Below are 12,666 nucleotides of genomic sequence, written 5' to 3' on the forward strand. Positions count from 1 at the left end.
GCGCGTTGATAAGACAGAAAACCTTCGCTGATGCGGTTATCGAGATCAATATTCGAAATATGCCTGATTCGTCCATACGCCAGTCAAAAGACCGAAGGGCAACAAATAACTGATAGTCAAATTGTAAATATGGGTACAAAAGACTAATTTTAGTAAGCGTTAAGCCGTTGGATGACGTTATCCACCTCGCTATCACATGGCTTTTTTCTATCCAATACACACACTAATTTGTAAATGAGTCGCACCATTAATGTCTACTATTCGATTTGACACCCGTTTTCCCGGTTATGAAGTTCTGAGTGAGTTGGGGCGTAGCAACGCCCGCATTCTCAAAGCGCGCCACTTGGCTACGGGCGACCTGGTGGCCATCAAACATTTCGCCCTCAACACCGATTCCGAAACACTCCGGCGATTTGAGCGGGAATCGGCCATTATGGCCAGCATCGCCCAGCCCAATATTGTTAAGGTAAGGGAGGTACGGCTGGAGGCAGAACTACCCTACATTGTCATGGAACTGATCGAGGGGGGTAATTTGCGTCAGCTTATTGCCGGCCAGCAGACGATAGCTGTCCCAACTACCATTCGGCTGGGTCTGCAGATGGCCAGTGCTTTTAAGGCCATTCACCCGCAGGGCATCATTCACCGCGATGTCAAGCCGGAAAACATTCTTTACCGTCCGATGCCCAGCGGAGAGTTGCATTTTTTGCTAACCGACTTCGGTGTAGCCCGCCTGCACGAGCAGTCGAACACCTTGACGGGCCAATCGCTGATGACGTACGAATATGCTTCGCCTGAGCAATTCAACGATCCCAAAGCCGTAGGAATCGCGAGTGACTACTATTCACTGGGGGTAGTTCTGTACGAATGCCTTCACGGAAATGTACCATTTTCTCTGGACGATCAGTCCGGTATCGTGACATTCATGAACAAGGTACTGTCCGAGGCTCCTCCCGCGCTAGCAATCATGGAGCGCGGCCAGTCGCTCGATTCTTTCACGGACTTGCTGCGGGGCTTATTGCAAAAAAAAACAGCGGATCGACTGAGCGACCCCGATGAACTGATCTGGCACCTCAAACAGGCTGAATTGAACTACTTGCAGTCCACCCGGGAAAGTCTGACCAATCCTGCCAGCCCCCCGCCCGCCGCACTGCGGCAACCACCTACTGATGCCGAACCAACGAATACCGACTTGCCCGGCCCGCGGCTTCCCCGGAGCCAGAAGCCCCGCAGGGCGATGCCTTCTGGATTAAAATTATCGGTGCTAGCCTTCGCCGTACTGTTGGGTATTTTTGGCCTTTACTATGCCTACAATGCCGTAGATAATTCCAAACCGATTGACGGGGCTACCCCGGTAGAAGTCCCGATGACGACGGATAGTACAGTAAGCCAGGTAAATCAACTGGAACAGGCAAAGCTGCGACGTGATCAACTCCACCAGGAAGCAATGGCAGCAGCTAAAAAATTGAGTGTGAGGGTTAAAGATCTTAAAGTTGGCCTGCTCGGTGGGATCAAGAATGTAGAATTACGATTGAGTAATCCGAGTTCGGTCACTTTTTCATCTGTAGCGGTTCAGGTGAATTATTACAAAGAAAAGGGGGGACTGTACAGTTCGGAGAAGGTATATTTCAGTCCGGTCGGCCCCAATTCGTCCCTGACCAGAAAAGCTCCCAACAGCAATCGGGGAACCCGTCTCACCACCAGGATTGTGAACTACCGATTTTCCGGAGAGTTAGATTCGCTTATGAATATTACTACCCTGGATTCCTTAGATTAACTCATTCATGGTGTTCCAATTCTACCGCAGTGCGCTCACATGAAAATCTCCTCTGATCCGAACGGACGCTTGTATCTGTTGGGTGCCTCAATTGTGCTTTTCCTGCTGTTTGGGCGGCTTTACATAAACCTTCTGCCTGACTTGAACCAGGCCCAAAATGCCCTGGCCATTGGGGAGGCCTTGACGCTTTCGAAGGGCTTGAAATCCACTGCTATTCGGCAACTGCTTAACAGCGGCGAGTACTACAGTGACCCCAAGGACAGAGCGCTGGTTGCCGATTCGTTGGCCGCAAAACTTCGGCAAAGTGGCACCCCCGTCAACCTGGGAGCGATCAACAAGCAAGAGTACTCCCTGTTGGCGCCAATCCCCTGGCGCAGTCCGATTGGCGGGGTGGATTTCCAAAGCCGTGTGGAGTTATCCCGGCAGCAACTGGGCTTCGACTCTGTGCAGTACGTGAGCGAACTAAAAGCTCCCAAGTCCTACCAGGCCACCGTCGGCATCGGGAGTGGCCCGGCGGATATCTCGGGTCAGGTTTTGCACGACGAACAGCCGATGGCTCACGTACTGGTGCGACTCGAACACCACCCCGCTTCCGCCCAGCCCGATACGCTTCCCGACTACCTTGCCTACGCCCGCACGGATTCTCAAGGACGGTTTGCCTTTACAGGTCTGACCGTCGGTTTGGGTTACAGCGTTGTTCCGCTCAAACCGGGCTTCGAGTTTGGCAGCCGCCGGGGAACAAGTCGGCTCACCGGCGATCGAACCTACACTTTTTCGGCTCGTCCCCATCAATTACGACTCATTGGCTCACTGGTGTATGGGCAGCTCAAAAGCGATCGCGCACTCATCGTTCGCACACCTACCGCCTTTACGGGGCAGTTCTGGTCGATCGTAGTATTGTTCATGTTGGCATTCTGGATCGTGCAGGGCTTTTGGTTCGTGCGGCGCTTTCATCCTGACCCTTTCCTTTTGCCTATCCTGATGCTGCTCACGGGCATTTCGGTGCTTACCTTACTGGCTATCCAGGCCCCCTTGCGTGATACCCTTCACGCCTGGCAAACCTTGCAGGGAGTTGCAGCGGGTTTAGTTGGAATGATGATCGTGTCGCAGATAAATATCGGCCGTCTCTACGCCAACTGGTGGTTCGACTGGCTCTTCACTTTTTATAATCGCAAGGCCGTGCGGTTGTCTGGCTGGACATGGCTGGTAATGGCCGTCGGTCTGGCCCTGTTGACACTGTTCATCGGCTCAGGACCGGAAGGTAGCGGAGTACAAGTGAATCTGTCAGTGCTGGGATTGACCTTTCAACCCAGTGAAATTACCAAGTACTTGCTGCTGGTCTTTTTTGCGGGTTTTTTCGCTGCCCACGAGCAGCAAATCCGCCAACTACCCGACTTGCGATGGCGTTTTTCGGTGAGCTTCGGGGCATTAGCAGGTGCCGGACTCCTCATGCTGCTGTATCTCCTGCTGGGCGATATGGGTCCCGCCCTGGTTGTTTGCTTCACATTCCTGCTGTTTTATAGCATCGCCCGTGGCAACCTCTTCCTTACGCTGGCAACCGGGCTTATTTACGGCGTCGCCTTATGGTTGCTGCCTGGGGGTATCGCCACGATGCTCAGTCTGGTTATTCTGGTTGGATATATGTACTGGCGGGGTGAAGCTCGCTCCCGTACTGTTCTGGGCTGGGGGGCCTTACTTACGGAGGCACCCGTACTACTCTTGTTCGTAATAGCTTTATTTACCTTTGGAGACCAGTTACCCTTCGTCGGTAGCCGCCTGGCCGACCGCAAAGCTATGTGGCTTAGCCCCTGGAACAACGATGTGTACGGTGGCGATCACCTGGCCCATAGTTTCTGGACGCTGGCCTCCGGCGGCTGGACCGGGCAGGGTTTGGGCAAAGGGTTCGCGAATGCCATGCCAGCCGCCCACACCGATATGATTTTGCCCAGCGTTGGGGAAGAGTTAGGTGGTTTGGGTTTAATGGCCGTTTTTCTGCTCTTTGGATTATTGTTGCACCGGATATTCCTGCACGCCCGACGCGCCGGGCAGCCTTTCAGCTTTTTCCTGGTGGCTGGTATTGCCATAGCCACCGGAGTACAGTTTTTGATTATCGCGGGTGGCTCCATCGGGCTGCTGCCCTTGACGGGAATCAGCGTCCCCTTTCTGAGTTACGGAAAAATTTCGCTGATTATCAATCTGATGGCTATGGGCGTGGTGTTTAGCGTAGCGCATCGGCCTGGGGTAGTCGAGCAGCGTCAGTATTTGGAAAAAAACTACGATACCGTGCTTATGGCAGGCATCGCCGGATTTCTGGCTGGCGTAATGATTCTGATTGGCCAACTGCTACCCATTGTGGGCTGGCGGGGCAACGAATACATTGTGCAGCCAGCGCGGGTAGCGACCCGTAATGGTGACCCTATTTATAGCTATAATCCCAGAATTGAACGACTGGCCAGCGTACTGTCATCGGGCACTATTTACGACAGGCATGGCCTCGTGCTGGCGACCAGTTCCCCGGAACTGGTCACGCGGCAATTGACCCGGCTCAGTCGAGTCGGCCTGAAGCGAGATCAGGTGGAAGCGCTCACGCAAAAGAAACGTTTGCAACGATATTATCCCTTTGGCGAGCAGTTGTTTTTTTGGATCGGTGATCTGAACACCCAACTATTCTGGGGACAAGGCAACGGATACTACGCCGAAGCAGCTCATTTTAGCGAATTAAGGGGTTTTAATAGCCGCCCCCGTAAAGACACCCTTCTGGCTACGGACTACCGCGCCGATCGCTTCAGCCCGTCACTTGAACTGACGCGAACCCTTTCCAGCTATGACTACCGCGAACTGGCCCCTGCCCTGCGGGCGGGCCTGGATAGTCGTGAGGTGGCCCGGCGAAAAGCCCAGAATCGCGACCTGCATCTGAGCATCAGTGCCAGGCTGCAGGTTACCTTGCAAAAGGCTCTGGCCCAATCCGAATACAATGATAAGCGGCTTTCGGTGGTGGTACTGGATGCGGGTTCGGGCGACGTACTCGCGTCGGCCTTGCACCCGTTGCCCAATCTTAAAACTCCCGAAGTCATGCTGTTGTCGGACCGGGAGCGGATAAAATTGCCCTACCTGGTAACAGAACGCGATTTGGGCATGACGTATGCAACCGCCCCCGGCTCGACGGCCAAAATCCTGACGGCGATGGCGGCATTCAACAAACTGGGACACTCGGCGGCTACGGTTCGCTACTTAATTTCGTGCGGGGAAATATTCCGGCGCGGAGCGCGGGAATCGGAGCCTTGTGGGGAGTTTGTGGACATGCAAAAAGCAATCGTCAGATCGAGCAATATTTATTTTATCAGAACGGCGAACGACAATGCCCTAGACAATGAAATGGCCGACCTTTACCTGGCCACGGGTATGAATATCGATTTGATTGGCGGTTATTCCTTTTCGGACACCCATACTGAGGCTGAGCGTCGGCAGATTCGGCAGCACTGGCAAGACTCGTCGTTTGTGGTGCGTCGGAACCTGTACCAAAGCAGACAGTACCCACGGCGCTACCGCGGTGAATTTTCGGGCCTGGCATGGGGCCAAGGGCAGCTTACATCGACCCCCGCCTCCCTGGCCCGAATGGCGGGTACTATTGCCAACCAAGGCGTATTGCAACCGTCGCGCTACGTAGTGGGCCAGGCGGGTAAGCCGCAACCCGTCCGAAAAGGCGAACGTCTGGCGAGCCAGGCCGAGTACGCCGAACAGTTAGAGAAATTTATGATCCAGCAGTCGAGTCCGGCGGGGGGGCGCAGCAAGATCAACGGCATCCGGGTAGCTGGTAAAACAGGAACCCCCCAGCGAATCGTGCAGGGCGAGCAGGAGAATGACGGATGGTACGTCTTTTTCGCCCCCACCCCAGACGGTCGGTCACATACGGTCGTGGCCGTACGGATCGAGCTGAGCAGATCTTCGGCTCAGGCCATCAGACTAGCGAATACCGTCGTGGCACCCATTTTGATAAAGCAAGGGTATTTGGGTAGTTTTTAGAGCAAACATCAATGATTTATGAGCCTACTGGAAAAGGTAAAAAAAATGTTCGGATTTGCGTCTGAAGAAAAGCAGGAAACCACTGCGCCTGCATGGGCAGACCGCGCCGAACCTACCCCCGCGTCAGCGCCATCCGGGCTGCCACCAGCCGCGCAACGACGAGAACAGGTGCTACAATTTGTGGTTAGTAAACTCCGAGCCTATCAAAACGAACCGGAAATTGCTCCCGCAGGTCTCAGGCTAGATATTTTGTGTGGAAATCCTGAAGAAGAAGCACTTTATCAGGTAGTGCTGTGGAAGAGTCAGCCGGGAAGGTTTCGGGAGGAGCTCACTCGTCAACTGGCCGATAATTATATTACGTTACCCGAAAATTGGCGACTTGAATATGGCTTTCATACGGATCAACTACCTGATTGCAATTATCGGCAAGGAAATCTTGGCCTGAGTGTATTCGACAAATCTAAACCCGACATTTCGCCCCTTATGGCAAAAATTACCGCGCTGGTAGGCCAGACTGCGCAAATCGAGTATACGCTCGATCCGACCAACAGGACTACGTTTTGCATCGGTCGCGGGTATACTACGCAAACAGCATCGGGCCGGGTGCGAACCAACGAAATCGTAATCCTGAATGATGGTGATCCCGGCTTCGACCCCGTTAAAGGTGCAGGCAATGGGGCAGTCAGCCGGGCGCACGCCACCATCCGTTACGACATGGCCCAGAAGCGCTACACACTTCTTGTGGATCCCGGTGGTCTGCCCGTCGGTGGCAATAAAACGAAAATCGTCCACCCGGACGATACTTCTGAGCGCGCGGATATTGCCGGTATGGGCTATCCGCTCAATGCCGGAGATCAGATCGAACTGGGTGGTGAAGTAGTGCTACTCTTCGAGCTTCAATAAGGGCTCATCCACATTCGGCTAGAGTGAACTAGTGAGCTATACCCTATTGTGGAATCCGCTTCTTTACCGAATCCACCGAAGGAACCGGCATTGTAGGTGGCGGAGGCCCGATGAGTGGCCCGGACGAAGGCGAAATTTCCTCCGGCATAAATGGCTCCTCATCTGGTTCGAATTCCAGCGTATCGGGTTCGTAAACCGGGTAGGAACATTTGTATTCCTTTTCAATTTTGACCAGCGGAGGTGAGAAGGTTCGTGGCTTTACATCCAGCGAATTATCTTTATATACATTCTCCAGAAAACTACCCACTATAGGCAGTGCCATGCGTGATCCCTGACCGAGATTAGTGCTACGAAAGTGGATGGAGCGATCGTCGCCACCAACCCAGGCACCAAGTACCAGGTCGGGCGTGATGCACATGTACCAGCCGTCGGAGTTGTTGGACGTAGTACCCGTCTTACCACCGATTTCTCCCTTTGGCGAAACTACCCCAGGAAAATTGTAGAGCGCGCGGGATGTGCCACCCGATTCCTCAACGCCGCCCTTGAGCATATGCCGCATCAGGAAGGCCGATTCAGGCCGGATAGCCTGGCGACGCTCTGGTACAAACTCCTCAATGATAGCACCGCGCTGATCTTCGATGCGCGTCACCAGCACAGGCGTAGTGTAAGTACCGGAGTTGACGAATACTGAATAAGCCGCTACCATATCGTAGAGGGAGACATCAAAAATCCCCAGTCCGATGCCCATTTCAGCCCGCAGTGGGGTGCTTACGCCCATTTTCTCAGCGTAGCGCATAACATCCTTCGGCCCCACTTTCTCGGTGAGTTGGACAGTAATCGAATTAACCGATTGGGCAAGGGCTCGCCGCAGCGTCATGTTAGAGTACGTAAAGTACCCGTTCGAATTTCGGGGTGCCCAACGTTGTTTTTTTCCGTTGATCATCATCTCGCGGACGTAGGGTCTATCCACGATGCGGTCGCAGGGCGTCATGTTGTAGGTAGTATCGTCGATGGCAGTGGTATAAACGAAGGGCTTGAAAGTAGAACCCGGCTGTCGCTTGCCCTGCTTGACGTGGTCGTACTTAAAGAAATTATAGTCCAGGCCACCTACCCAGGCCTTGATGTGTCCCGTCTGCGGTTCCATGGCCATCATACCAGCCCGCATGATTCGCTTATAATATTCCAGCGAGTCCATTGAACTCCACACCCGCGTCATTGCGCCACCCGTCTTCCAGTCATAGACGGTCATCGTGTCTTTTTTATTAAGATAAAAATTGACTGAATCCGGCTGGTTAGGAAATTTAGCGGCGAGCGACTTGTAACGCCCGGTACGCTTGATAACATTTTCCAGGAAATCAGGAATTTCCTTACCGTTTTCGTCACGCCAGGGATTCTCACGCCCCCAGTGCTGATCGAATGTCTTCTGCAAATCGCGCATTTTGGTCTCCAACGCCTTTTCGGCGTGTTCCTGCATACGGGAGTCGATAGTCGTGTATATCTTGAGTCCGTCGGTATAAAGGTCATAACCGTTTTCCTCGCCCCATTTCCTGACATAATCCACGACAGCGTTCTTGAAGTAGTTGGCGTTGCCGTCGTAGGGCGTCTCGAACTTTACTTTCAATTCAATGGGTAGTTGGCTGAGCGAGTCAGCCTGAGGCTTCGTGATGAAATTGAAGTTTGCCATCCGTCCCAGCACCACATTGCGACGCTCCCGCGAGCGGTCGGGGTTACGGATTGGATTATATGTAGTGGTAGCCTTCTGCAATCCCACCAGCACAGCGGCTTCCTGAACACTGAGGCTGTCGGGCGACTTGCTGAAATACGATTTGGCGGCGGTGTTGATACCATAGGCGTTGTTGCCGTAGTCCACAGTGTTGAGGTACATCGTGATTATTTCCTCCTTCGTGAAGTTCCGCTCCAACTTAATGGCCGTAATCCATTCCTTGGTTTTGAACACCAACGTACCTAATACCGGAATATCACCCAGCAATCCTCGCGCCGAGCGACGGCGGGTCTTGAAAAGTTTTTTTGCCAACTGCTGCGTCACGGTACTACCGCCCCCCTGGTCGGTGTTGCCCGTCAACAGACCTGCCGCCACGCGCCCCATCGCCCGCAGGTCGATGCCCGAATGGTCATAAAAACGTTCGTCTTCGGTGGCGATCAAGGCCTCGATCAGATTGGGGGAAATTTGGTCGTAACCAACAGGCGTACGGTTTTCGGTGTAAAACTTGCCGATCATTACGCCGTCGGAGGTGTAAATCTCTGAGGACTGGTTAAGTTTGGGGTTCTGCAAATCCTCCACACTGGGCATACTTCCCATGAGCCAGAGGAAGTTGGTCGCTACACAAAATAGGTAGAAGACAACCAGAAAAAGCCCCCAGCCAAATATTTTCCAAAGCCGTACAATAGGCTTATAGTAAGCGGAATGCGTGTCAACCGAATCTGCCCAATAACTTTGGACGGCCTGGTACTTCGAGCTGGCAGTCTCTAAAAAAGAATCCGTGCGACCCGGCCCGAAAATCTTTATGCTCAAAGCATAAAAAGCGGCTCTAATTTTCGCTGATAGCCAATGTATTGCGCTGCGTAGGGTTTGTCCAATTGTATTGAAAAAAGCTCGAATGGCTTCCATGTTCAGATCGTTCGTCGGCCCCAGGAGGGAGTGCCTGGGCGGGCCCAAAGATAGCGAAAGCCGGACATATGATGGTGCGTCCGGCTCCGCTCAGATTTAATCGTAGTTTATTTCTTGGGCTTGAACTCGAGAGCCACGCCGTTCAAACAGTAGCGGAGTCCTGTTGGCTTGGGACCGTCATCGAACACGTGGCCTAAGTGGCCACCGCACACATCGCAAAGTACTTCCGTGCGAGCCATGCCCATCGAGCGATCAGTATCCTCCTCAATATTCTTGGCGTTCAGCGGCTTGTAAAAACTAGGCCAGCCCGTACCAGAGTCGAACTTGGTATCGGAGCTGAACAGCGGAGTCTTGCAGGCGGCGCAGACATAAACCCCTTGCTTTTTATTATCATTCAAAGGGCTGGAAAAAGGCCGCTCTGTACCTTTCTGCCGGAGTACGTAATATTCTTGGGCGTCCAGTAATTGCCGCCACTCGGTATCGCTACGATCTACTTGCCGGGGCTTGGAATCACTGCTGGCATCACTGACGTTGGCCGAATTTTTCTGCGCCTGCGAACAGGAAAATACGCCAAAAAGCGCACTTAGGAGAGTTATCATTCTTATCGTTTTCATATTGTATTGTATTGATATTTCGTAAATACTATCTGCCTGAATTAACGCTCACAGCGAAACTTTGGTTTATCTGGGTGTGAACCAACCCCGCGTCGGGTCGCCTTACCCCTTGCGCCTTCGCGAACATAACTTTCCCCTAATAAAACCGTACCTTGCAGCTTTTTATGACCGGGCCCGAGGGCGTTTCCGCCTGGACGGGCCTTTTTTATGTACAAAACTGAATTTTATCAATGACTTTTGAATCATTAAATCTCGATGCAACCTTCTTGAAGGCTGTCAAGGAGGAAGGCTATACCGAACCCACACCCATTCAAGCCCAAGCGATTCCCCTGGTTTTACAGGGTAAAGACCTGCTCGGCTGTGCCCAGACGGGTACTGGCAAAACGGCGGCATTTGCCATTCCTATTTTACAATTATTAAGCAAAGAAAAAACGTCCGGCGGCAGGCGCAAAATACGAAGCCTGATCGTTACACCGACCCGCGAACTCGCCATCCAAATTGAGGAAAGCTTCACTGCTTACGGTCGCCATACCAACCTGAACTGTACCGTAATTTTCGGTGGGGTCAACCAGAACCCACAGACGAAAACGCTACAACGCGGGGTGGACATTCTGGTGGCCACGCCGGGCCGTTTGCTCGATTTGATGAACCAGGGTTTCATTTCGCTGAAAGACATAGAAATCTTTGTCCTCGACGAGGCCGACCGGATGCTCGACATGGGTTTCATCCACGATGTCAAGAAGCTTTTGGCCGCCTTGCCCCGCAAACGGCAGTCGCTTTTTTTCTCGGCCACCATGCCGCCCGAAATCATCAAGCTGTCTGACACCATTCTGGACAACCCGGCCAAGGTGTCGGTCACGCCCGAGTCAACCACGGCGGAGACGGTGCAGCAACACATCTATTTTGTGGACAAGGGCAACAAGAATGCTCTGCTCCTGCACGTACTTGCCAACCAGAAAATCAAGACGGCACTCGTCTTCACCCGCACCAAGCACGGGGCCGATAAAGTGGTAAAAGTACTGAACCGCAGCGGCATTAAGGCCGAAGCCATCCACGGCAACAAGGCCCAAAATGCCCGACAACGCGCCCTGGCTAATTTCAAGGCCCAAACTACCCGCGTACTTGTGGCAACTGACATCGCCGCCCGCGGCATCGACGTGGACGAACTGGAATACGTAATTAACTTCGAAATTCCGAACATTGCCGAAACCTACGTCCACCGCATTGGCCGCACAGGCCGCGCCGGGGCCGACGGCACGGCCTATTCTTTCTGCGACGCCAGTGAAAAGGCATACTTGAAAGACATCGAGAAGTTGATCGGTCAACGGATTCCCGTCATCGGTGATCATCCATTCCCACTTATGGATCACAATCCTGAGCCGCCCAAGCAGCAACAGCGCGGCCCTCGGCCCAATCGCGAACAGCGTCGGCCTTCACCAGAAAAAGCCAACCGTAATCGGTCGAACAAGTCGCGCTACGAACGTTCTTAGAAAAGATGAAGGCACTGCTAACTTCGAGTTTTAAGCAAGTAGCATTTGCACGCCTGCTGCTGGCGGTATTCGTACTATTCCTATCCTTGATCTCACCCTCAAAGGCACAGGTCAAGCTAATTTTCGACACCGACATGGAGTCGGATGTGGACGACGTGGGAGCGTTGGCCATGTTGCACGGCTTAGCTGACAAAGGTGAGGTCGAGATTCTGGGGACGATGGTGTGTAGCCTCAATCCCTGGGCGGTGCCGACCGTGGACGTTATCAATACGTATTTCAAGAAACCCGATATCCCCATTGGGGCGGTCAAAACCTTTGGCGTTTATCGCAACTCGAAATACGCCAAAATCTTGGCGGAGGAATTTCCGCACGACCTAGAATTGGGCGAAAACGCGCCGGATGCCGTGGCTCAGTACCGAAAGATCTTGAATGGCCAGCCTGACAGTAGCGTGGTCATCGTCACGGTGGGTTACCTAAGCAACCTTGCCTACCTGCTCGACAGTCGCCCCGACAGCAACAGTCCGCTGGGCGGTCTTGAACTGGTTCGGAAAAAAGTAAAGCACCTGGTTTGCATGGGTGGACGGTACCCCTACGAAAATGATCCTGGCAGATACGGTAACTTCAAGCCTGACCCGGCCGCCGCGCAACAAGTGGCGCAACGATGGCCAACAGTCATTACTTTCACGGGTGGCGGCGATTTTGCCAACCTTTTCCAGGCGGGTAGCCGCACCTTTGACTTACCACCACAGTCTAATCCGGTGTCACGGGCTTACGAGGTTTTCCTCAAAACCTGGAACCGCAAATGGCACCATAGCGCTGACTTCATTGCGGTTTACGTCGCCGTGCGAGGCTGGGAGGAGTTTTTTGTATTAAATAAACAAGGCTACAATCATATCTTCGAAGACGGAACCATGCTTTGGCGACTGCAACCCAACGACCCGCGTCATCAGTATGTCAACGACCTAAAAAAGGGCATCATGCCAGAACAGGTGGCGAAGGTATTTGACGATTTGATGATGTATTCGGTGGAGAAGAAATAAGGGAAAATCGGCGATTTTTCTGCGCGGTTGATTTAAGCCGTCAACGAAACCAAAGTCCGGGTTGCGGAAGATGCGTAGATTGCTTCCTGCACCCGGATATTTTTTAGGTAAGCTTCGCCGGAAGTTTCGAATGGCAGATTATTTATTAAAGAAGCCACGAAATGGCCTTGGGTAAAAAACACGCAATCACCTG

7 protein-coding genes are annotated in these 12,666 nt (G+C 53.0%); 5 read left to right on the plus strand and 2 right to left on the minus strand.

The annotated features are described in order from the left end of the window. The first annotated feature begins 250 nt into the window (after window positions 1–250). The 3 genes from ACEW8P_RS02340 to ACEW8P_RS02350 are packed head-to-tail and all read left to right on the plus strand — an operon-like array spanning window position 251 to window position 6,700. Window positions 251–1,774: a serine/threonine protein kinase gene (locus tag ACEW8P_RS02340; RefSeq protein ID WP_373511504.1), complete on the plus strand. Its 1,524-nt coding sequence runs from the start codon at window positions 251–253 to the stop codon at window positions 1,772–1,774. Between the two features lie 39 nt (window positions 1,775–1,813). Further along, a complete protein-coding gene (locus ACEW8P_RS02345) occupies window positions 1,814–5,797 on the plus strand; it encodes an FtsW/RodA/SpoVE family cell cycle protein (RefSeq protein ID WP_373511505.1) in 3,984 nt (1,327 codons plus the stop codon). An 18-nt stretch (window positions 5,798–5,815) separates the two neighbouring features. Beyond that, window positions 5,816–6,700, plus strand: a complete 885-nt coding sequence (locus tag ACEW8P_RS02350) for an FHA domain-containing protein (RefSeq protein ID WP_373511506.1) — start codon at window positions 5,816–5,818, stop codon at window positions 6,698–6,700. A gap of 43 nt (window positions 6,701–6,743) precedes the next feature. Here ACEW8P_RS02350 and ACEW8P_RS02355 read toward each other — a convergent pair whose 3' ends face one another. Next, a complete protein-coding gene (locus ACEW8P_RS02355; protein ID WP_373511507.1) occupies window positions 6,744–9,233 on the minus strand; it encodes a penicillin-binding protein 1A in 2,490 nt (829 codons plus the stop codon). Between the two features lie 203 nt (window positions 9,234–9,436). After that, window positions 9,437–9,928: a peptide-methionine (R)-S-oxide reductase MsrB gene (gene msrB / locus ACEW8P_RS02360; RefSeq protein WP_373511508.1), complete on the minus strand. Its 492-nt coding sequence runs from the start codon at window positions 9,926–9,928 to the stop codon at window positions 9,437–9,439. A gap of 245 nt (window positions 9,929–10,173) precedes the next feature. Between msrB and ACEW8P_RS02365 the strand changes: the two genes are divergently transcribed. Both ACEW8P_RS02365 and ACEW8P_RS02370 read left to right on the plus strand, forming a co-directional pair. After that, on the plus strand, window positions 10,174–11,433 hold the full coding sequence (locus ACEW8P_RS02365) for a DEAD/DEAH box helicase (RefSeq protein WP_373511509.1): 1,260 nt from the start codon (window positions 10,174–10,176) through the stop codon (window positions 11,431–11,433). A gap of 5 nt (window positions 11,434–11,438) precedes the next feature. After that, complete coding sequence (locus tag ACEW8P_RS02370; protein WP_373511510.1) at window positions 11,439–12,473, plus strand: nucleoside hydrolase; 1,035 nt, start codon at window positions 11,439–11,441, stop codon at window positions 12,471–12,473. Window positions 12,474–12,666 lie beyond the last annotated feature (193 nt).

The sequence above is a fragment of the Persicitalea sp. genome, from assembly GCF_041751555.1.
In the GTDB taxonomy this organism is placed as follows: domain Bacteria; phylum Bacteroidota; class Bacteroidia; order Cytophagales; family Spirosomataceae; genus Persicitalea.

Excerpts from the sequence above, each read along its gene's own strand:
- ACEW8P_RS02365 (WP_373511509.1), top strand. The coding sequence starts at position 10,174 with ATGACTTTTGAATCATTAAATCTCGATGCAACCTTCTTGAAGGCTGTC.
- ACEW8P_RS02350 (WP_373511506.1), top strand. The coding sequence starts at position 5,816 with ATGAGCCTACTGGAAAAGGTAAAAAAAATGTTCGGATTTGCGTCTGAA.
- ACEW8P_RS02340 (WP_373511504.1), top strand. The coding sequence starts at position 251 with ATGTCTACTATTCGATTTGACACCCGTTTTCCCGGTTATGAAGTTCTG.
- msrB (WP_373511508.1), bottom strand. The coding sequence starts at position 9,928 with ATGATAACTCTCCTAAGTGCGCTTTTTGGCGTATTTTCCTGTTCGCAG.
- ACEW8P_RS02345 (WP_373511505.1), top strand. The coding sequence starts at position 1,814 with ATGAAAATCTCCTCTGATCCGAACGGACGCTTGTATCTGTTGGGTGCC.
- ACEW8P_RS02370 (WP_373511510.1), top strand. The coding sequence starts at position 11,439 with ATGAAGGCACTGCTAACTTCGAGTTTTAAGCAAGTAGCATTTGCACGC.